Source organism: Methylobacterium indicum (assembly GCF_001043895.1).
GTDB lineage: Bacteria > Pseudomonadota > Alphaproteobacteria > Rhizobiales > Beijerinckiaceae > Methylobacterium > Methylobacterium indicum.
On record NZ_JTHF01000008.1, the window covers coordinates 1 to 19,644 of the forward strand.

The window sequence follows — 19,644 nt, forward strand, 5'->3', positions numbered from 1 at the left end:
CGCCGCCTCCGCCGCAGGGTCTGTTCCAGCGACTGGCCTCCATTTTTCTCGGACGCTGAACGCAACGATCGGGAGGGCCTCCAGGGGCCCTCCCTTTTTTGTTGCCGGTGCGGCGCGCGTGCCCCGCGCATGGGCCCCATCGGTCCGTCCGAGACCGCGAGGATGCGGATTCCGGACCGCCCGTGCCGGCCCCGAGCCAGCGCCGTCTGCACGGAGCATGGGCAAACTTCAGGGGCGGCACCTCTTTGAGCGCCGGTCCCCGGCCAATTCCGATCCGGTCCGCTATTCCCGTCGGCAGCATGCTGTAGATTGAGGCAGGGACGGTCGCATCAGACGAACGCCCGGAGGACGCACACGACCGAAGGGAGATAGGCCATGCAGGACGTCGCACGGGCGCCGGACGCGCCGCTGAAGCGGGCCGAGAGCACCGCCTGGTGGGCGGCGATGCCCCTCGATCTCTGGGGCGTGGTGCTGGCGGTGATCGCCGCGGGCGGGCTGAAGCTCGCCGGAATCCTGCCCTGAGACCTCCCCACCGCCGTCGCACTCTCGCCAAAGCGTCCGACCAGCGTCGCCGTCAAGGGTTTCGCAACGAACGGCCGGCACGATCCTCGCCTGGACCGACAGCGAATCGCTCGCGCGCAGGAGGACGGTTCCATGCTGATGGCCTTCGTCGGACGCCTCGCCCAGCACTGGCGGGATCTCGTCGCGGAGTTCATGGACCCCTACCGCCCCGAGCTGCACTACATGCGCGGCCCCGGCCCGCGCTGGCGCGAGCGGCATCCCGAGGGCTGAGGCTACGGCCAACCGGGCTCGGCGCTCATTGGGGGCGCCGCCTTGCGCACCGGTCCCGGTCGGGTCCAGCTTGCGGCCCCGTGCCACGACCGGAGCCTGCCCGTGAGCACCGCGCCCGACTCCGCCCAGAAATTCGACGCCTCCCGCGCCGGGGAATACCGGCAGCAGAGCCGCATCGCGCTCGCCGGCTACGAGGCCTGCCACGAACTCTCCGCCTGCATGCTGGCGGCCGCCCTCGGCACCGGCCGCGAGGCGCGGATCCTGGTGGCGGGGGCCGGCGGCGGAGCGACGGAGATCGTCACGGCGGCGGCCCTGGAGCCGGGCTGGCGCTTCGTCGCGGTCGATCCGTCCGAGCCGATGCTGGCGCTCGCCGTCGCCCGGCTGGCGGAGACCGGCTTGGCGGCGCGGACGGAGGTGGTGCGCGGGACCGTCGCCGACCTGCCGGACGGGGACGCGTTCGACGCCGCGACCCTGATCGGGGTGCTCCATCATCTGCCCGGCGACGCGGCCAAGCGGGCGATCCTGCGGGACATCGCCCGGCGCCTGCGCCCCGGCGCGCCGCTGATCCTCGCGGGCAATTACCGGGCCTATGCGAGCGAGCCGATGCTGCTCGCCGCCTGGGGCGAGCGCTGGCGCCAGCAGGGCGCCGGGCCCGCGGAGGTCGAGGCCAAGCGCGCCAGGATCCTGCAGGGGGCGGACCCGCCCCCGTCGGAGGAGGCGGTCGCCGATCTCCTGCGCGAGGGCGGCTTCGCGCCGCCCCTGCGGTTCTTCTCGAGCCTGTTCTGGGGCGCCTGGCTCGCCCGCAAATCCCCGGACTCGGCCTGAACGGCGCGCCCGGGATCGACGGGGTCAGCCGGAGACCGCCGCCTCGGCGAGCGTGTCGGGCCGGTCGGAGAGGCGGCTCGCGACCAGAAGCCCGATCAGCGCCGACCCGGCGATGATCAGGGCCGGCGCCGCCGTCCAGCCGGTGGCGCCGATCAGCGCGTTGGCGGCGAGCGGCCCGAGGCCGCTGAGCAGCGTGAAGCCGATATTGAGCGAGAGCGCGACGCCGCTGAACCGCACCCGGGTCGGAAACAGCCCGGCCAGCAGGTAGGCGAAACTGCCGTTGGCGCCGGCCACCGCCATGGTGAGGAGCGGCAGCACCAGGAACAGGTTGGCATCGCCCCGCGCCAGGACCTGGTAGGCGGGAATCACGCCGATCAGGACGATCAGCGCAGAGGCCTGCATCAGGCGCCGCGGCGCCACCCGGTCGGCGAAGAACGAGGCGGCGAGCAGCGAGGCCGACATGGCGAAGAGCGCGACGTTCATCGCCACCGCCACGGTCTTCGGGGGATATTTGAGCACCTGGATCAGGTAGGCCGGCATGTGGGCGAACAGGATGCCGTTGAAGCCCGCCGTGAGCGCCACGATGCCGACGCCGACGAGCACCCGGCCGCGATGGTCGCGCAGTACCTCTCCGACCGGGCTGCGGGCGGCGCGATGCTGGAGGCGCAGGAACTCGGGCGTCTCTTCCAGGGAGCGCCGCAGCCAGAAGCTCACCAGCCCGACCACGCCGCCGAACAGGAAGGCGAGGCGCCAGCCGGATTCGGCCATGACGGCCGGCGGCAGGACCGATTGCAGGGCGAGGTTGACCAGAGCCGCGAGCAGCACGCCGCCGTTGACGAGGCAGAAGACGATGCCGCAGGCGAGCCCCGGGCGGCGCGAGGCGGTCTCGACCACGAAGGTGATGGCGCCGGGGAGTTCCCCGCCGATGCAGAGCCCCTGCACGAAGCGCAAGGTCACGAGGAGCAGGGTCGCCCACACGCCCCAGGCGGCGTAGGAGGGCACCAAACCCATGGCGAGGGTGCAGGCCGACATGGTGAAGACGGTGACCACGAACACCGTCTTGCGGCCGTAGCGGTCGCCGAAATGGCTCAGCACCAGCCCGCCGAGGGGCCGGGCGAGGTAGCCGACCGCGAACACCGCCAGCGACAGCGTGAGCGCCACCACCGGATCGGTCGCCGGGAAGAACGCCGCGGCGATATCCTTGGCGAAGATCCCGTAGACGATGAAATCGTAGTATTCGAGCCCGCCGCCGAGGCTTGCGAGCAGCGTCATCTTCCATTGGCGGCGGGTGAGATCGTGCCCGCCGCCCCCGTTCGGTGTCATCGTGGTGTCCTCCGGGGCGTTCTTGTTGGTGTGCCCCGGAGCGCCCCTTAAAACGGTTCGGCCGCTGCCGCCATATCGCGGCCGCTACATCACCGCGCCGATCTGCCAGGGCACGAACTCGGCATCGCCGTAGCCGAACCCTTCCGACTTGGTACGCTCGCCGGACGCCACCCGCAGGATGGTCTCGAAGATCTGGCGGCCCTTCTCCTCGATCGAGGTGCCGTCGAGCACGTCGCCGCAATCGATGTCCATGTCGTCCTGCATCCGCCGGTACATCTCGCTGTTGGTCGCGAGCTTGATCGACGGGGTCGGCTTGCAGCCATAGGCCGAGCCGCGGCCGGTGGTGAAGCACAGCACGTTGGCGCCGCCCGCGACCTGGCCGGTGGCCGCCACCGGATCGAAGCCGGGCGTGTCCATGTAGACGAAGCCCTTCGCGGTCACCGGCTCGGCGTAGCGGTAGACGCCCGTCAGCGTGGTCGAGCCGCCCTTGGCGGTGGCCCCCAGCGACTTCTCCAGGATGGTGGTCAGCCCACCGGCCTTGTTGCCGGGGGAGGGGTTGTTGTTCATCTCGCCGCCGTTGCGGGCGGTGTAGGCCTCCCACCAGTGGATCATCTCGACGAGCTTGTGGCCGATCTCGGGGCTCGCGGCGCGCGCCGTCAGCAGGTGCTCGGCGCCGTAGATCTCCGGCGTCTCGGACAGGATCGCGGTGCCGCCCTCGGCCACCAGCCGGTCGACCGCCGCTCCCAGGGCCGGGTTCGCGGTGATGCCCGAATAGCCGTCCGACCCGCCGCATTGCAGCGCCAGCATCAATTCGGAGGCCGGCACGGTCTCGCGCTTGGCCTTCGCGACGGCGGGCAGCATCTCGCGGAGCGCCGCCACGCCGGCCTCGATGGTGCGGCGCGTGCCGCCGGTGTCCTGAATGGTGAAGCTGCGGAAGGTCTCGCTCTCCTCGATGCCGTAGGCGCGCTTCCAGCGGTCGATCTGGAGGCCCTCGCAGCCGAGGCCCACCATGATCACGCCGCCCATGTTGGGGTTGGCGGCGTAGCCCCACAGCGTCCGCTTGAGGATGTCGGCGCCCTCGCCCTGGATGTCGTAGCCGCAGCCGGTGCCGTGGGTGAGCGGGATGATGCCGTCGATGCCCGGGAATGCGTCGAGGAGGCCGGAGCGGCGCGCCTCTTCCGCGATGAAGCGCGCCACCGTGGCCGAGCAGTTCACGGAGGTGAGCACGCCGACATAGTTGCGGGTGCCAACCCGGCCATCGGCCCGGCGGTAGCCCTCGAAGGTGGCGCGCTCGTTCTCCGGCACCATCGCGACGGGACGCGCTTCCTCGCAGAAGCGGTAGTCGCGGGCGAAGTCGCCCTTGGCCTCGCCGAGGCCGACATTGTGCTCGTGCACCCACTCGCCCGGGGCGATGGGCCGGTTCGCAAAGCCGATGATCTGACCGAACTTGCGGATCGGCCCCCCCTCAGGAATCGCCACCACGGCGAACTTGTGGCCCCGCGGCACCCGCGCGGAGGCGGTCACGCCCTCGACGACGGCGCCGGGCACGATCGGATCCACCGCCACCACGACGTTGTCCTCGTGGCTGAGGCGCACGATGCGGGGGTTGGTGGGGTGGAGCGGGGTGGGGGCGGACATGGATGGGACCTTGTGAGTCTGAAGGGGCACCATACGGCCGTGCGGTCCGTCGGGCCATTCTGCGTTTCGCGTGTCATGGAACGCGGGATCCCCTCTCCCGTGTGGGAGAGGGGTAGGGGCGATCGAAGATCGCGCAGGGTGTTACGGTCCTGAGGCAGGCTCCGACCGTCCCGCTACCAGCACCATGCTCAGCGATTTACACTGAGGCGTGTCACCCTCACCCCCGGCCCCTCTCCCACTCGGGAGAGGGGGGACCCGCGCCACTTCCTGTCCACTGAGCAGGTTCAATGCGCCAGGGCCTCCGCCTTGGCCCGCCCACCGAGATACGCCGCCCGGATGTCGTCGTTGGCCCACAGGTCCTGCGGCGCGCCGCTGAGCACCAGTTGCCCGGTCTCCAGCACGTAGCCGCGATCGGCGACCGAGAGGCCCATGCGGGCGTTCTGCTCGACGAGGAGCACGGTGGTGCCGCGTCGGCGCACCTCGGCGATGATGGAAAACACCGCCTGGACGATCACCGGGGCGAGGCCCAGCGACGGCTCGTCGAGGAGCAGGATGCGGGGTTTCGCCATCAGCCCGCGGGCCAGCGCCACCATCTGGAGCTGGCCGCCCGAGAGCGTCCAGCCGAGCGCGTCGCCGAAGCGGCGGATGTCGGGGAAGAGCTCGAACATGCCCTCCGCCTCGTCCCTGATCTGGCGGGTGTTCAGACCCTTCCGGTTGGAGGCGCCGAGCATGATGTTTTCGCGGACCGTGAGGCCCGGGAAGACCCGGCGCCCCTCCGGCACGTGCGCCACGCCGCGGCGCACGATCTCCTCGGGCTTCAGGCCCAGCAGCGACTGGCCCTCGAACAGCACCTCGCCGCCGGCCGGCTTCACCAGCCCCGAGATGGTCTTGAGCGTCGTCGACTTGCCGGCGCCGTTGGAGCCGAGCAGCGTCACGACCTCGCCGGCCTCGACCGAGAACGAGATGCCGCGCACGGCCTCGATCTCGCCGTAGCGCACGGTCAGGTCGCGGATTTCCAGGAGTGCCATCGATCTCTCCTGCTCAAGCCGTCGCGAGGTCGGTCTTGAGGCCGATCGCCGGCCCCTCGGTGCTCTCCTGGCCGAGATAGGCCTCGATCACCGCCGGCTCGCGCAGCACCGTGGCCGTCACCCCGTCGGCGATGCGCCGGCCGAAATTCAGCACTGTGATGTGGCTCGCCACGTCGCTCACCAGCGTCATGTCGTGGTCGATGATAAGGATGGTCAGGCCCTTGGCGGCCATCCGGCGCAGCAACACGGTGAGCGCGTTCTTCTCGGTCGAGTTGAGGCCCGCCGCCGGCTCGTCGAGGAGGAGCAGCACCGGGTTGCCGGCGAGCGCCCGGGCGATCTCGACGAGGCGCTGGTGGCCGTAGGAGAAGGACGAGATCGGCTCGTCAGCCCGCGCCTCCAGGCCGACGAAGGCGAGAGCGGCGCGCGCCCGCGCCTCCAGCGCGGCGCGGTCCTGGGCGACGATGCCGTTGCCCGGCCGCTCGGCGCCGATCACCACGTTCTCGAGCGCGCTCATCGAGCGGAACAGGCGGATGTTCTGGAACGTCCGCCCGAGGCCCGCGGCCGCCCGCCGGTGCGGCGCGAAGCGGGTGATGTCCTGCCCGTCGAGCCGCACCCTTCCGCCGGTCGGGGTGTAGAGGCCCGACAGCACGTTGAGCGTCGTGGTCTTGCCCGATCCGTTCGGGCCGATGAGCGCGTGGATGCCGCCGCGGGCCACCGTGAAGCTCACCTCGTCCACGGCCTTCAGGCCGCCGAAATGCTTGGACAATCCCTCGACCTGGAGCACCGGGGCGGCGGAGGCCGCGGCCTGCGTCAGCGTCAGCTCCTGCGCCCGGGGGGCGGCGGGTTTCCTCGGCCGCAGGCGCTTCACCTGATCGCCCAGGAAGCCCCAGATGCCCTCCGGCATGAACACCACGATCAGGATGACGGCGAGCCCGTAGATCGCCAGGTACAGGCCCGGGATCTCCTTCAGGAACCGCAGCCATTCCGGGATCAGGATCAGGAGCCCGGTGCCGATCACCGCGCCGACCGGCGAGCCGACGCCGCCAAGCAGCGCCATGGTGAGGAACACCACCGACTCGGCGAAGGAGAACTGGTCCGGGCTGATATAGGTGAAGCTGCCGGCAAACAGCCCGCCGCCGAGCCCCGCCAGCAGCGCCCCGATGGCGAAGGCCGCCACCTTGGTGCGGTAGATGTCGATGCCGGTGACGCCGGCTGCCAGCTCGTTGTCGCGCACCGCCCGCATGGCCCGGCCCAGCCGGGTCTTGGGCATCCGCCACACCGCGTAGGCGACCGCCGCCAGCACGACGACGCAGAGCGCGAGATAGCTCTGGCCGTCGGTGAACAGGCCGGGGCGCTTGATGTTCGGCACCCCGTCCGGCCCGTGGGTGACCGGGATCCAGTTGATCATGATCAGCGTCAGGATCTGCTGGAACGAGATCGTCACCATGGCGAGGTAGTGGCCGCCGAGGCGCAGCGTCGAGGCCCCCAGCACCGCGCCGAGGATCAGCGCCAGCACGAGGCCGATCGGCAGGCAGAGCCAGAAGCTGATCCCGAGATCGACGGTGCCGAGGCCGACCGCGTAGGCGCCGATGCCGAAGAAGGCGGCCTGGGCGAGGTTGATCTGCCCGCAGAGACCCAGCACGACGGTGAGCCCGATGACCGCGATGGCGTAGGTCGCGGCCTGCATCAGGATGTTGAGCACGTAGCCGCTGAACGGCGTCGTGGCGGCGAGGAACACCGCGACCGCGACCAGGCCCAGATAGGCGAGGGTGCCGAGGGGGAAGCGGCGGGCGGGAGCGTCGGACACCGGGTCCGCCGCGACGGGGCGAGGGGAGCCGGTCATGCTTTCTCCGCGATGCGTTCGCCGAAGATGCCCTGCGGGCGGAAGGCCAGGAAGGCGACGAGGACGATGAACGCGAAGGCGTCCTTGTAGGGCACCGAGATGTAGGCGGCGCCGAAGGTCTCGATGATGCCGAGAGCCAGCCCACCGATGATCGCGCCGGTCACGTCGCCGAAGCCGCCGATGATGGTGGCGGCGAAGGCCTTGAGCGCGATGGTGGCGCCCATCTGGATCGACACGAACAGGACGGGTGCCACCAGGATGCCGGCGATGCCCCCCAGAACCGCGCTGTACACGAAGGTCAGCATGATCATCCCGGCGACGGGTATGCCGAGCAAAGCCGCCATCTCCTTGTCCTGCGAGGTCGCCTGGAGCTTTTTGCCGATCAGGGTGTGCTCGAAGAACCAGTACTGGAACGCCACCAGCACCGCGGTGACCGCGATGATCAGCAGGTACTGGGTGTCGAGGAAGACCGGGCCGACCAGGAAGCCTTGCGTCTCGAAGACCGGCGGCAGCACCTGCGGCTGCGGCCCGTAGAGGGCGAGCGTGGTGTTGGCGAGGAAGATCGAGGCGCCGATGGTCGAGATGATCACCGGCAGGTAGGTGCGGTGGCGCAGGGGATAATAGACGCCGAGATTGAACAGGGCGCCGAGCGCCGCCATGCCGCCGATGGCGAGCAGGAAGGACAGCCAGTACGGCCATTGCAGGTCGACGGCGAAGACCACCATCAGGAAGGCGGCCACCATCGAGAACTCGCCCTGCGCGAAGTTCACCACGTTGGTGGCGCGGAAGATCAGCACGAAGCCGAGCGCGACGAGCGCGTAGACGGCGCCGATGCCGATTCCCGTAAACAGAAGCTGGAGGATGAGGTCCATGCGGGCCCGCCCCGATCGGATGAGAAGGGTCGTGCCGCCGCGCGTGGCGCCGCGGCCGAGACGGCGTCGGGACGGCGCATCGCCGTCCCGCTCGGGGTCTTCCGAAGGTCAGGCCTTGTAGAAGTCGATGCGCTTGTCGAAGACGATGTTGCCCTTGTCGTTGCGCACCACGTTGTAGCCGTGCAGGCCGTCGCCGTTGTGGTCGAAGTTGTAGGTGCCCTCGGCGCCTTCGTGACCGCGGATGGCGAGAATCGCCTCGCGGATCGCCTTCGGGTCGGTCTTGCCGGCGGCGTTGATGGCCTTGGCCAGCACCGTCACGGCGTCGAAGGTCCAGGACGATTGGTTGTCCGGGGCGAGTTTCATCACCGCCCGGTAGGCCTTGCCGAAGTTGCGCGCCGCGTCGCTCGATTCCTCGGCGTAATCGGCCACCCCGTAGGTGTTGTAGAGCGAGGGGCCGGCGAGCTTGAGCGCCGTGACGTTGACGATCGAGGCCGAGCCGACCCAGGGCGCCTGCACGCCGAGCTGGCGCAATTGCCGGGCGAAGATGCCGAGGTCGTTCTCGAAGGTGAAGTAGGAGCCGATCACGTCGGCGCCGGACTGGCGGATCGCCAGAACCACCGGCGTGAAGTCCTGGCTCTGGTTGGTGTAGCCCTGGTCCAGCGCCACCGTCGCGCCGGCTTTGCCGAGCGCTTCCGTCAGCGCCTTGGCGCCGCTGGTGCCGAAGGCGTCGGTCGAGTGGATGATCGCCCACTTCTTCTTGGCGAGCGTCGTCACGCCGTATTCGGCGATCACCCGGGCCGAGAAGCTGTCGTTCGGCCGGAAGCGGAACAGCCAGGGATTGCCGAGCTGGGTCAGCACCGGGTCGGTGCCGCCGAAGGCGACGGGCTTGCCGGTCTTCAGGATGTCCGGCGCCATGGCGTGGTTCTGGGTCGAGCGGATCGAGCCGAGGAACGCCACGAGATCGGGTTGCGAAGCGAGCTTCGAGAAGGCCAGCACGGCGCCCGGATTGGTGGTCTGGTCGTCCTCGGTGACGAGCTCCAGCGGCTTGCCGAGCACGCCGCCGGCCTTGTTGACCGCTTCCAGCGCGATCTTGGCGCCGTTGAGCGCGAAGCGGCCGGCATCGGCGCCGGGCCCGGTGACCGGCAGCACCATGCCGATCCGCACCGTGCCGCCCTGGGCGCTGGCGGGCCGGATGATCGACGGCGCGACGACGCCGGCAGCCGCGACCGTGGCCGCACTCTTCAGGAAAACGCGGCGCGTCGTCCTCATCGGCATGTTCCTCCCGTGGGAAAATGGCCGATGCTTCGAGGCCCGGCCTTGGAGCGGATGAGACACCGGCAGCGCTGCCATGTCCATCCCCTCCGCCCGTCCGCCCGGATTAAAAATGCCCGGGCAGATCTGCACCGGACGCCCTCGACCGCGGGCGCCGGCGCGGCCATTCTCCGGCGCGCCAGAATGCGCGGCCATCCCAACCGGCCGCCGGAACAAAGAAACCCAAACCAAGAAACCGGGAGGATTCTTTCATGCAGATCTCAGCCAGCGGCCTGACCGCCTATGTCCGGGACATCTTTTCCCGCGCGGGCTGCTCGGAAGCCGAGGCCGAGCGGATCGGCCGCTATCTCGTCGCCGCCAACCTGACCGGGCACGACAGCCACGGCGTCATCCGGGTCCCGCGCTACGTCGCCTGGTTGCAGGAGGGTGAGGTCGAGGCCGACAAGACCCCCGAGGTGGTGACCGACGGCCCGGCCTTCGCGCTGGTCGACGCGCATTACGGCTTCGGCCAGACCGCCGGCCCGTTCGCGACCGAACTCGGCATCCGCAAGGCGCGGGAGAACGGCGTCGCCATCGTGGCTTTGCGCCATGCCGGCCATCTCGGCCGCATCGGCGAATGGGCCGAGCAGGCGGCCGCCGCCGGCCTCGTCTCGGTGCATTTCGTCAACGTGGCGGGCAGCTTGCTCGTCGCACCGTTCGGCTCGGTCGACCGGCGCTTCTCGACCGCGCCCTTCGCGGCGGGGTTTCCGGTCCAGGGCGCCGAGCCGGTAATCCTCGACTTCGCCACCTCGGCGGTGGCCGAGGGCAAGGTGCTGGTCGCCTCGCAGGGCGGCAAGGCGCTGCCCGAGGGCGTGCTGATCGAGCCGGACGGGCGCCTCTCGGCCGACCCCGCGACGCTCTACGGTCCCCTCGACGGTCCGGAGCGCGACAACCTCAAGGGCGCCGGCGCGATCCGGGCCTTCGGCGAGCACAAGGGCTCGGGGCTGGCGCTGATGTGTGAGCTGCTCGCCGGCGCGCTCACGGGATCGGGTACCGCGGGGCCGGGGCCGCGGCGGTTCTGCAACGGCATGCTGTCGCTCTACATGACGCCGGAGGCCTTCGGCTCCGAGGATGCGATGGTGCGCGAGACCCGCGCCTATCTCGACTTCTTCAAGGGCGCACGGCCGGTGCCGGGCGGCGAGGTGATGCTGCCGGGCGAGCCGGAGCGGCGCACCCGGGCCGCGCGCCTAGCCGAGGGCGTGCCGTTGCCGGATCCGGTCTGGGAGACGCTGCTGGCGGCGGGGCGGTCGTTTGGATTGGATGGGGAGGCGTATCGGGGGTGAGCTGAAGGCGGGCTTCTACGGAGGACAGTCCGCAGATCCTCCAGGCCTGGCCACCTTGCGATGAGTACGTTGTAAGCGTACCGTTTCACATGGATTTCGACTGGCATGACGAGAAGAACGAGAAGGTGCGCGCGGAGCGCGGCTTCGGCTTCGAGGATGCCGTCGGCATCTTTCTCGGCCGGATCGTCGAGTGGCAGGACCTGCGCCAAGCCTACGGCGAACCTCGCATGATTGCGGTCGGTGAGGTCGGAGGCAGGTTCTACACCGTCGTCTACACGGATCGAGGGCCGGTGCGCTGGATCATCACCGCCTGGCCCTCGAACAGGAAGGAGCGTACCCGATGGCGAAATTCAGTCTGAGCCAGGCGCTTCTGCACCGCCCTCAAGTCGACGAAGCCAAATTGGATGCAACGACCGAAGAGGATATCCGGGCCTATCAGGAGGAGGATGGCTTTGACCCCGAGTTCGAGCCGAAAGCGGTGCGGGTCGTGCCGGGTCCGCGGGACGTGCGGGTTCGACTCGGCCTGACGCAGCGAGAATTTGCGGAGGCGCTCCACATTCCTTTGGCGACGATCCGCAATTGGGAACAGGGCCGCACCGTGCCGGACGCCCCGGCCCGCGCCCTGCTAACCGTCGTGGCGCGAGAGCCGGAGGCTGCCTTCGCGGCGCTCGGCACCGGCGTCGTGCCGGATGATGTCGACGAGGCAGCCAAGTCACCGCTATCGCGGTAAGTTTTACAGATCGTCTCGCTCTTGCGGGAGGCCGTCATGAAGATCGCACAGCATGTTGTCTGGCATGCTGTCGATCACGCTGAGGATGGCAGAGAGATTGTCAGGGTGATCGGAAGGGATATTCTGGCCAACCTGCTGGCAGCTTCTGGATTCGATCTTGTCATGATGACGCACCGACCGCGAGCAGACATGCTGGTCCTCGTTCATTTTAGTCACGGTGCGAGCCATTGCGCCGCCTCCCCACTCGCGACCTTACCGAGCGCTCCCCGCCACGGCACCATCGCCTCATCGACTGGAAAACCACGAGACACCGCGCGCCGCTCCCCTACAATCCCCCCGTCCGGCACGAAGACCGGACGGGAGGAGACGAGTGATGAACCGACGTGACGTCCTCGCGGGCGCCGCCGCCCTGACCGCATCCACGGTCGCGGCACGGGCCGAAAGGCTGCCCCTCGGCGACCTGCCGGGCACCCGCTATCCCGACCCGCGGGTCGAGGCCCTGGACAAGCGCTTCCGCTACAAGGTCGGCAACGCCGCCATCGAGCGCATCGCCACCGGCTTCCGCTGGGCCGAAGGCCCGGTCTACTTCCGGGACGGCGGCTACCTCCTGTGGAGCGACATTCCCAACAACCGGATCATGCGCTGGCTCGAGAACGGCCATGTCAGCGTCTACCGGGCGAATGCGAACTACTCGAACGGCAACACCCGCGACCGGCAGGGCCGGCTCATCACCTGCGAGCACGACACCAGGCGGGTCACCCGCACCGAGCCCGACGGCACGATCACGGTGCTGATCGACAAATTCGACGGCAAGCCGCTCAACGCCCCCAACGACGTGGTGGTGGCCGCCGACAACGCGATCTGGTTCACCGATCCGGGCTACGGCATCGATGGGTTCTACGAGGGCCACAAGGACAAGGCGGAACTCCCGACCCGGGTCTACCGCCTCGATCCGTCGTCCGGCCAGGCCAAGGTGGCGGCCGAGGGCATCGACCGTCCGAACGGGCTCGCCTTCTCCCCCGACGAAAAGATCCTCTACGTCGTCGATTCCGGCGCCACCCATGGCGGCCGGGCCAACATCCGCGCCTTCAACGTCGAGGGCGACCGTCTCACCGGCGACCGGGTCTTCGCCGAAGGGTTTTCGCCGGGCTTCACCGACGGGGTGCGCACCGATGTCGACGGGAACGTCTGGTGCTCGATGGGCTGGGCCGACCCGAAGGAGGACGGAGTGCGCTGCTACACGCCGTCCGGCGACCTGATCGGCAAGATCCACCTGCCGGAGACCTGCGCCAATCTCTGCTTCGGCGGGCCGAAGAAGAACCGGCTGTTCATGGCGGCGAGCACGTCGATCTACGCGGTGTATGTGGAGACGCAAGGGGCGATGGTGCCGTGAGGAAGCGGATGCCTCCTCGTTAGGCCACGCCTTCTTTTCCGGGCCCAGGATGCGACCGCAGAAGGGCCCGGGACCTCGAGTCGGAACCGGCGGGGCGCTTCCAGTCTCGCAACGGCACCGAAAGCACCGCCGCCGCGCGGCGTTCCCTGGCCTGACGGCGTGGACGGCACGCACCGGCACCCGGGCGCCGGAACGCGACCGTCGGCCTCTCGTCCGAGGGGCCGTCCGCGGCGGGGTTTGGAATGGCCCCGGATCGGCAGGTCCCGGGGCGAGGCCGAGGCCGACGGTCGCGAGGACGGATCGCCGATGCTCTCAGGCGGTGATGAGCGCGGTATCGCCCGGTCGATGCGTCGGCGCGATCCCTCGGATCACCGATTCCGCGGTCTGGCCGCGGGTGCCGTAGAGCCATAGATCAATGCGGATTCCGCATCTCCCCAGTCCTGGCATCCATGACCGCCAGCCACGTGGCGATCGCGGATCCCTCGGGGCAAGCGAGGCACGAGGCCGGGACCGATCGATGAACGACGGCGTCGCCGTCATCCACGACCGTAGCGGCTCACTGCGGCGCCAGCGACACCCGGAAGAGCGTCCGCCCGGTCTCGTCGCGGACGTTCATGGCCAGGGCCGCCCCGGCGGACCGGGCCGGGTCGAGGGAGCAGGAGCGCAGGGCCTGGACGGCCTCGGCATGGGCGGCACCGGCATCGGTGAGGACGACCCCGATCGTGTCGCGGGCGTCCCAGGTTCCGGCTTCGAGGTCGAAGAAGTAGCGGTGCACGGCATGTCCTCCCTGCTCGCCCCGGTCTTGCCGGGCCCCACGACAATCGGCCTTAACGCAGGCTAAGCCTTGGCCTGCAAAGATCGGGCCGATTCGAGGCGGCGCCCAGCCCGGCCGAATCGGCGCGGCTCTTGCGAGACCCTATACCGCCAGCGGGAAGGGGCTCAAGCCGTGCGCTATACTTTAGGTTGTCGTCTCTCCTACGAGGTCGAGACGGAGACGGCTTTCATCTTCAACCTGGAGGTCGCACGGCAGGTGCGCCACCGCGCCCTCTCGGAGACGCTGCGTCTCTCGCCGGACCTTCCCCTGCGCCGGCACGAGGCACCGGAGACCGGCAACCGCTACGTCGCCGTCACGGTGCCGCCCGGCCGCTTCAGCCTCGACTACGAGGCCGCCGTGACGCTCGAGCCCCATCGGGCCGATCCGTCCGGCATCGGCGAGACGCCGGTGAAGGACCTGCCGCTCGCCATCCTGCCCTACCTGCTGCCGAGCCGCTTCGTCTCCTCCGACCGGCTCGCGCCCTTCGCCCAGGCCGAGTTCGGCGACGCCCCTCCCGGCTTCGAGCGGGTGAGCCGGATCTGCAACTGGATCCACGACCACATCGCCTATGTCCGCGGCGCCAGCGACGAGGAGACCACCGCCGACGAGACGCTTCTGAAGCGGGCAGGGGTGTGCCGCGATTTCGCGCATCTCGGCGCCGCGTTCTGCCGGGCCCTCGGCATCCCGGCCCGCTTCGTCAGCTGCTACGCCTACGGCCTGGTGCCGTGCGACTTCCACGCGGTGTTCGAGGCCTATCTCGACGGGCGCTGGTGGCTGTTCGACGCCACGCGGCAGGCCAACCTCGACGGGCTGGTGCGGATCGGCGTCGGGCGCGACGCGGCCGAGATCGCCTTCTCGACGCCCTTCGGCGAGATGAAACCGACCGGCATGGAGATCCGCATCGACCGGGCCGACGGGACGCCGGAGAGGGGCGAGCGCACGACCGCGGCGATCTCGACCGCGGAGGAGGGTCCTGACGCCGGGGGCGGCCTGCGCTAAGCAGACTTGCGTTGGCAAGCCAACGCTTCGCCCGCTCAGGTTCTTGTCGTGTCGCAGATTTTTGCCGCCGAACCGGTGTCCACTTCGGCGAAATCTGCTTAGGTTCCGCCCGGGAGGCCCCGCATGAGCTACCGCCACGTCGTCGGACCCCGGACCTTCGTCTTTGCCGACCTCGCCGAGCTGATGGCGAAGGCGAGCCCGCCGCGCTCCGGCGACCGGCTCGCGGGCCTCGCGGCGGAGAGCGCCGCGGAGGGCGTCGCGGCGCGCTGGTGCCTCGCGGAGGTGCCGCTCGCCGAGATCCTGGCCCGGCCGCTGATCCCCTACGAGGCCGACGACGTCACAAGGCTGATCCTCGACACCCACGACGCCGCCGCCTTCGGGCGCATCGGCCATCTGACCGTCGGCGATTTCCGAGAATTCCTGCTCACCGCCCCGCCCGAGACCCTGGCGGCGATCGCCCCCGGGGTGACGCCGGAGATCGCCGCCGCGGTGTCGAAGATCATGCGCAACCAGGACCTGATCCTGGTGGCCCGCAAGGCCCGGGTGGTCACCCGCCTGCGCAACACGATCGGGCTCCCCGGCACGATGGCGGTGCGCCTCCAGCCCAACCACCCGAGCGACGATCCCGCCGGCATCGCCGCGGCGATCCTCGACGGATTGGCCTATGGCTGCGGCGATGCCTGCATCGGCATCAACCCGGCCTCGGATTCGGTGCAGGGGCTCGCCGGCCTGCTGCACCTCCTCGCCGAGACGATCGAGCGCTTCGCCATCCCGACGCAGGCCTGCGTGCTCACCCACGTCACCACGACGCTGGAGGCGATGAACCGCGGCGTTCCGGTCGATCTCGTCTTCCAGTCGATCGCCGGCACGCAGGCCGCCAACGCCTCGTTCGGGGTCACGCTGCCGCTGCTCAAGGAGGCGCACGAGGCGGCCCTCGCCCTCGAGCGCGGCACGGTCGGCGACAACGTGATGTATTTCGAGACCGGCCAGGGCTCGGCGCTCTCGGCCGATGCCCATCACGGCATCGACCAGCAGACCCTGGAGGCCCGGGCCTACGCGGTCGCCCGCGCCTTCCGGCCGCTCCTCGTCAACACGGTGGTGGGGTTCATCGGACCGGAATACCTCTACGACGGCAAGGAGATCATCCGGGCCGGGCTGGAGGACCATTTCTGCGGCAAGCTGATGGGCGTGCCGCTCGGCGTCGACGTCTGCTACACCAACCACGCCGAGGCCGACCAGGACGACATGGACACGCTGCTGACGCTGCTCGGCACCGCCGGGGTGACCTACATCATGGGCATTCCCGGCGCCGACGACGTGATGCTGAACTACCAGTCGACCTCGTTCCACGACCAGCTCTACCTGCGCGAGGTGACGGGCCTGAAGCGGGCGCCGGAATTCGCCGCCTGGCTCGTCCGGATGGGCCTGACCGACGCGGACGGCGCGCTGCGGCCGGGCGGGGGCATGCCCCTGCTGGCAGGGCTCGCCGCGTGAGCCGCGAGGACGAGGCGGCGGGAGCCTGGCGGCGCCTCGCCGCCCTGACCCCGGCCCGGATCGCGCTCGGCCGGGCCGGCTCCGGCCTGCCGACCCGGGAGGTGCTGCGCTTCTCCCTCGCCCATGCCCAGGCCCGCGACGCGGTCCACACCCCCCTCGACGTCGAGGCGGTGCGGGAGGGGATCACGGCGCTCGGCTTCGAGACGCTGGTCGTAGCCTCGGCCGCGCCCGACCGGGCGACCTACCTGCGCCGCCCCGATCTCGGGCGCCGCCTCGACGAGGACTCCGCGGCGGCGCTCGCGGCGGCGGCAAGAAATCCGGTCGACCTCGCCCTCGTGGTGGCGGACGGCCTCTCGGCCCGCGCCGTCCACGAGGGAGCGGTGCCGCTGCTGGCGGCGCTCGCGCCGGCCCTGGCTGGCGCAGGATTGAGCCTCGCCCCGGTGGTGGTGGCCACGCAGGCCCGGGTGGCGCTCGGCGACGCGGTGGGGGCGCGGCTCGAGGCCCGCGCCGTCGCGGTGCTGATCGGCGAGCGGCCCGGCCTGTCCTCGCCCGACAGCCTCGGCGTCTACCTCACCTTCGGCCCGCGCCCCGGCCGCACCGATGCCGAGCGCAACTGCCTGTCGAACGTGCGCGCGGCCGGGCTCAGGCCGGACCTCGCGGCGTTCAAGCTGTCCTGGCTGATCGACCGGGCGCTGACCCGGGAACTGACCGGGGTATCGCTCAAGGACGAGAGCGACCGGCTGATCGAGGGACCGGCGGAGCGGCAGGCCCTGGGGCAGTGAGGCGGTGTGCCGTGAGGCCCGGCGCCGATTCCCGCCTCACTCCGCCCGCAGCACCTGTCCGTCATGCCCGGCGATCCGCAGGGCGATCAGCGCCCCGGCCTCGACCCCCTCCGGCAGCCGCACCGGCAGGAAACCCTCGGTGCGCCCCGTGCCACCGCGCTCGGCCAGGACCCGGCGGGTCTCGCCGATCTCGCGGTCGAGGCGCCGGGCGAAGGCGGCGGCGCCGGCCTCGCGCAGGCGGGCGGCGCGTTCCTTGATCGCCGCCGGGGCGACCTGCGGCATCCGCGCGGCCGGGGTGCCGGGGCGGGGCGAGTAGGGGAAGACGTGGAGCTGGGCGAGGTCGCATTCCGCGACGAGGTCGAGGGAGCGGGCGAACTGCGCCTCGGTCTCGGTCGGGAAGCCGGCGATCAGGTCGGCGCCGAACACCGCGTCGGGGCGAAGAGCCCGAATCTCGGCGCAGAACCGGATGGCGTCGTCCCGGCCGTGACGGCGCTTCATGCGCTTCAGGATCAGGTCGTCGCCGGCCTGGAGCGAGAGATGGAGATGCGGCATCAGCCGCGCCTCCTCGGCGAAGGCCGCCACCAGCTCGGGATCGGCCTCGACGGAATCGATCGAGGACAGGCGCAGGCGGTCGAGGTCGGGCACCCCGCGCAGGATCGCCCGCACCAGGGCGCCGAGGGTGACCTCGCCGAGGTCGCGGCCGTACGCCGTGAGGTCGACGCCGGTCAGCACCACCTCGCGGGTGCCCCCCGCCACGAGCGCACGGACCTGCCCCACGACGATCGGCACGGGCACCGAGCGCGAGTTGCCGCGCCCGAACGGGATGACGCAGAAGGTGCAGCGGTGGTCGCAGCCGTTCTGCACCGGCAGGAAGGCCCGGGTGCGCGCCCGCATCGGCGTCGCGTCCGTCAGCGGGTCGGCGCCCGGCGCCATCACGTCGTCGATCCGCACCCGCTCGGACGACGATCGGGCCCAGGTCGCCGGGTCGAGCTTGCGGCGGTTGCCGACGATCTCGGCCACCTCCGGCATCGCGGCGTAGGCGTCGGTCTCGACCTGGGCGCCGCAGCCCGTCACCACCACCCGGGCGTCGGGGTTCGCCCGCGCCGCCGCCCGGATCGCCTTGCGGGCCTGGCGACCGGCCTCGGTCGTGACCGCGCAGGTGTTGACGAGGAGGAGACCGGTGCGGCCCGCGCCTTCCGCCTGCCGGCGCATCGCCTCCGATTCGGCGGCGTTGAGGCGGCAGCCGAAGCTCAGGACCTCCACGCTCACGCGGCGGCCTCGAACAGCGAGGGAGCGAAGGTGCCCTCGTGCTCCAGCTCGGTCGGGCCGGTCATGCGGACGTGGTCGTCCTCGCCCCAGACGATACGTAAGGAGCCGCCCGGCAGGGTGACGGTGGCCTCGCGGTCGGTGAGGCGCAGGCGCGCGGCGGCGACGAGGGCGGCGCAGGCCGCGGTGCCGCAGGCCCGGGTCAGGCCGGCGCCGCGCTCCCAGACCTTCAGGCGGAGATGGCCGCGGTCGAGGACCTGGGCGAGCGAGATGTTGGCCCGGTCCGGGAAGATCGGGTGGCATTCGAGCAGCGGGCCGACCCGGGCGAGGTCGTAGGTCTCGGGGTCGCGCGCGACGAAGAACACCGCGTGCGGATTGCCCATGCTGACCGCCCCCGGCGAGTGCAGCACCGGATCGTCGATCGGCCCGACCTGCAGCTCGATGCGGCGGGTATCGGGAAAGGGTTCGGCGAGGGGGATCTCGTCCCACTTCAGGCGCGGCCGCCCCATGTCGACGGTGAAGTCCACCGGCGACACCCGCACGACCGCGAGGAGGCCGGGCCGGGTCTCGAGAACCAGGTTCTCCCCCAAAGGCGGGCGCGCCATCGCGGGATCGTCCAGCATCGCCCAGGCGACGCAGCGGGTGCCGTTGCCGCAGGCGCCGGCCTCCGAACCGTCGGTATTGTAGATCCGGACGAAGGCGTCGGTGCCCGGGGTGACGGGGTCGTGCAGCACCATCATCTGGTCGAAGCGCGAGGCCGGATCGGCCGCGATCGCCCGGGCCTCGGCGGGCTGCACCCGCACGTCGCTCCCGCGCAGGTCCAGCACCACGATCTCGTTGCCGAGCCCGTTCATCTTGAGGAAGCGGCGATGGGCGAGGGGGGACACGGGCAGGGCTCTCCGACGGACGCACGAGATGGGGGCCGGTCGCTGTATGGACCAGAACCGGCCCGCAGGCGAGACGAGGGCGGGGCGAGGAGGGAGACGGGGCACATGGGAAGACGGGACCCATGGGAAGACGGGACCCATGGCGCTCACGGTCTCGCGATGACGGCGCAACGGCTTTGCGCTTGACGCGTTCGACCGGGCCGGCGATGCCGGCCCGTGCCAGAGCCGGCCAGACCGGCCCCGCCAGACCCCGGAGCGTTCCGCCCGTGATGAAGACCCGCCTCCCGACGATCGCGATCGGCCTCGCCGCGTCCCTGGCCTGCGGGGCCTCCGTTCTGGCCCAGCAGCCCGCCCCGGCTCCCGC

The 19,644-nt window shown here is 70.6% G+C and carries 20 protein-coding genes; 10 read left to right on the plus strand and 10 right to left on the minus strand.

Annotation, left to right across the window (positions count from 1 at the left end):
- The first annotated feature begins 375 nt into the window (after positions 1-375).
- From QR78_RS34785 to QR78_RS01015, 3 genes are all read left to right on the plus strand, one after another.
- Positions 376-522: a hypothetical protein gene (locus tag QR78_RS34785; RefSeq protein WP_158004003.1), complete on the plus strand. Its 147-nt coding sequence runs from the start codon at positions 376-378 to the stop codon at positions 520-522.
- 132 nt (positions 523-654) lie between these two features.
- Positions 655-792: a hypothetical protein gene (locus QR78_RS35400; protein ID WP_165602036.1), complete on the plus strand. Its 138-nt coding sequence runs from the start codon at positions 655-657 to the stop codon at positions 790-792.
- Positions 793-894: 102 nt separating this feature from the next.
- The gene (locus QR78_RS01015; protein WP_048425620.1) at positions 895-1,617 is read left to right on the plus strand and encodes a class I SAM-dependent methyltransferase; all 723 of its coding nucleotides are present in this window, start codon (positions 895-897) and stop codon (positions 1,615-1,617) included.
- 24 nt (positions 1,618-1,641) lie between these two features.
- Here QR78_RS01015 and QR78_RS01020 read toward each other — a convergent pair whose 3' ends face one another.
- The 6 genes from QR78_RS01020 to QR78_RS01045 form a co-directional block, all read right to left on the minus strand.
- Entirely contained in the window at positions 1,642-2,940 is a 1,299-nt protein-coding gene (locus QR78_RS01020) for an MFS transporter (RefSeq protein ID WP_048425621.1), read from the minus strand.
- 84 nt (positions 2,941-3,024) lie between these two features.
- Positions 3,025-4,578, minus strand: coding sequence for a UxaA family hydrolase (locus QR78_RS01025; protein WP_048425622.1), 1,554 nt, complete (start codon positions 4,576-4,578; stop codon positions 3,025-3,027).
- 284 nt (positions 4,579-4,862) lie between these two features.
- Entirely contained in the window at positions 4,863-5,606 is a 744-nt protein-coding gene (locus QR78_RS01030) for an ABC transporter ATP-binding protein (RefSeq protein WP_048425623.1), read from the minus strand.
- Positions 5,607-5,619: 13 nt separating this feature from the next.
- On the minus strand, positions 5,620-7,449 hold the full coding sequence (locus QR78_RS01035) for a branched-chain amino acid ABC transporter ATP-binding protein/permease (protein ID WP_082173721.1): 1,830 nt from the start codon (positions 7,447-7,449) through the stop codon (positions 5,620-5,622).
- Positions 7,446-8,321, minus strand: a complete 876-nt coding sequence (locus QR78_RS01040; protein WP_048425624.1) for a branched-chain amino acid ABC transporter permease — start codon at positions 8,319-8,321, stop codon at positions 7,446-7,448. The genes QR78_RS01035 and QR78_RS01040 overlap by 4 nt, the downstream gene beginning before the upstream one ends.
- Before the next feature lie 108 nt (positions 8,322-8,429).
- Positions 8,430-9,590: an ABC transporter substrate-binding protein gene (locus QR78_RS01045; RefSeq protein WP_048425625.1), complete on the minus strand. Its 1,161-nt coding sequence runs from the start codon at positions 9,588-9,590 to the stop codon at positions 8,430-8,432.
- Positions 9,591-9,844: 254 nt separating this feature from the next.
- On the opposite strand from QR78_RS01045, the gene QR78_RS01050 reads away from it, so the two are divergent.
- The 3 genes from QR78_RS01050 (at position 9,845) to QR78_RS01060 (ending at position 11,645) form a co-directional block, all read left to right on the plus strand.
- Positions 9,845-10,915 (plus strand): malate/lactate/ureidoglycolate dehydrogenase, encoded by a 1,071-nt coding sequence (locus QR78_RS01050; RefSeq protein ID WP_048425626.1) that lies wholly within the window; start codon positions 9,845-9,847, stop codon positions 10,913-10,915.
- Positions 10,916-11,004: 89 nt separating this feature from the next.
- The gene (locus QR78_RS01055; protein ID WP_048425627.1) at positions 11,005-11,274 is read left to right on the plus strand and encodes a BrnT family toxin; all 270 of its coding nucleotides are present in this window, start codon (positions 11,005-11,007) and stop codon (positions 11,272-11,274) included.
- The gene (locus QR78_RS01060; protein ID WP_048425628.1) at positions 11,256-11,645 is read left to right on the plus strand and encodes a helix-turn-helix domain-containing protein; all 390 of its coding nucleotides are present in this window, start codon (positions 11,256-11,258) and stop codon (positions 11,643-11,645) included. Before QR78_RS01055 ends, QR78_RS01060 begins: the two co-directional genes overlap by 19 nt.
- Before the next feature lie 3 nt (positions 11,646-11,648).
- Here the strand turns inward: QR78_RS01060 and QR78_RS01065 are convergent, their stop codons facing one another.
- Entirely contained in the window at positions 11,649-11,873 is a 225-nt protein-coding gene (locus QR78_RS01065) for a hypothetical protein (RefSeq protein WP_048425629.1), read from the minus strand.
- A gap of 145 nt (positions 11,874-12,018) precedes the next feature.
- On the opposite strand from QR78_RS01065, the gene QR78_RS01070 reads away from it, so the two are divergent.
- Positions 12,019-13,038, plus strand: coding sequence for an SMP-30/gluconolactonase/LRE family protein (locus tag QR78_RS01070; protein ID WP_082171874.1), 1,020 nt, complete (start codon positions 12,019-12,021; stop codon positions 13,036-13,038).
- A gap of 556 nt (positions 13,039-13,594) precedes the next feature.
- Here the strand turns inward: QR78_RS01070 and QR78_RS01075 are convergent.
- Complete coding sequence (locus QR78_RS01075) at positions 13,595-13,813, minus strand: DUF6894 family protein (protein WP_048425630.1); 219 nt, start codon at positions 13,811-13,813, stop codon at positions 13,595-13,597.
- 171 nt (positions 13,814-13,984) lie between these two features.
- Between QR78_RS01075 and QR78_RS01080 the strand changes: the two genes are divergently transcribed.
- The 3 genes from QR78_RS01080 to eutC all read left to right on the plus strand — a co-directional run bounded on the left by QR78_RS01080 (position 13,985) and on the right by eutC (position 17,127).
- Positions 13,985-14,851 (plus strand): transglutaminase-like domain-containing protein, encoded by an 867-nt coding sequence (locus QR78_RS01080; RefSeq protein ID WP_048425631.1) that lies wholly within the window; start codon positions 13,985-13,987, stop codon positions 14,849-14,851.
- A 123-nt stretch (positions 14,852-14,974) separates the two neighbouring features.
- Positions 14,975-16,345, plus strand: a complete 1,371-nt coding sequence (locus QR78_RS01085; protein ID WP_048425632.1) for an ethanolamine ammonia-lyase subunit EutB — start codon at positions 14,975-14,977, stop codon at positions 16,343-16,345.
- Entirely contained in the window at positions 16,342-17,127 is a 786-nt protein-coding gene (gene eutC, locus QR78_RS01090; protein WP_048425633.1) for an ethanolamine ammonia-lyase subunit EutC, read from the plus strand. The genes QR78_RS01085 and eutC overlap by 4 nt, the downstream gene beginning before the upstream one ends.
- Before the next feature lie 36 nt (positions 17,128-17,163).
- Here eutC and mtaB read toward each other — a convergent pair whose 3' ends face one another.
- A complete protein-coding gene (gene mtaB, locus QR78_RS01095; RefSeq protein ID WP_048425634.1) occupies positions 17,164-18,396 on the minus strand; it encodes a tRNA (N(6)-L-threonylcarbamoyladenosine(37)-C(2))-methylthiotransferase MtaB in 1,233 nt (410 codons plus the stop codon).
- Entirely contained in the window at positions 18,393-19,280 is an 888-nt protein-coding gene (gene dapF, locus QR78_RS01100) for a diaminopimelate epimerase (protein ID WP_048425635.1), read from the minus strand. The genes mtaB and dapF overlap by 4 nt, the downstream gene beginning before the upstream one ends.
- Positions 19,281-19,644 lie beyond the last annotated feature (364 nt).

Excerpts from the sequence above, each read along its gene's own strand:
- QR78_RS01065 (WP_048425629.1), bottom strand. The coding sequence starts at position 11,873 with ATGGCTCGCACCGTGACTAAAATGAACGAGGACCAGCATGTCTGCTCG.
- QR78_RS01085 (WP_048425632.1), top strand. The coding sequence starts at position 14,975 with ATGAGCTACCGCCACGTCGTCGGACCCCGGACCTTCGTCTTTGCCGAC.
- QR78_RS01035 (WP_082173721.1), bottom strand. The coding sequence starts at position 7,449 with ATGACCGGCTCCCCTCGCCCCGTCGCGGCGGACCCGGTGTCCGACGCT.
- QR78_RS01055 (WP_048425627.1), top strand. The coding sequence starts at position 11,005 with ATGGATTTCGACTGGCATGACGAGAAGAACGAGAAGGTGCGCGCGGAG.
- QR78_RS01030 (WP_048425623.1), bottom strand. The coding sequence starts at position 5,606 with ATGGCACTCCTGGAAATCCGCGACCTGACCGTGCGCTACGGCGAGATC.
- QR78_RS01050 (WP_048425626.1), top strand. The coding sequence starts at position 9,845 with ATGCAGATCTCAGCCAGCGGCCTGACCGCCTATGTCCGGGACATCTTT.
- QR78_RS01020 (WP_048425621.1), bottom strand. The coding sequence starts at position 2,940 with ATGACACCGAACGGGGGCGGCGGGCACGATCTCACCCGCCGCCAATGG.
- QR78_RS35400 (WP_165602036.1), top strand. The coding sequence starts at position 655 with ATGCTGATGGCCTTCGTCGGACGCCTCGCCCAGCACTGGCGGGATCTC.
- QR78_RS01040 (WP_048425624.1), bottom strand. The coding sequence starts at position 8,321 with ATGGACCTCATCCTCCAGCTTCTGTTTACGGGAATCGGCATCGGCGCC.
- QR78_RS01070 (WP_082171874.1), top strand. The coding sequence starts at position 12,019 with ATGAACCGACGTGACGTCCTCGCGGGCGCCGCCGCCCTGACCGCATCC.
- QR78_RS01060 (WP_048425628.1), top strand. The coding sequence starts at position 11,256 with ATGGCGAAATTCAGTCTGAGCCAGGCGCTTCTGCACCGCCCTCAAGTC.
- QR78_RS34785 (WP_158004003.1), top strand. The coding sequence starts at position 376 with ATGCAGGACGTCGCACGGGCGCCGGACGCGCCGCTGAAGCGGGCCGAG.
- QR78_RS01045 (WP_048425625.1), bottom strand. The coding sequence starts at position 9,590 with ATGAGGACGACGCGCCGCGTTTTCCTGAAGAGTGCGGCCACGGTCGCG.
- QR78_RS01025 (WP_048425622.1), bottom strand. The coding sequence starts at position 4,578 with ATGTCCGCCCCCACCCCGCTCCACCCCACCAACCCCCGCATCGTGCGC.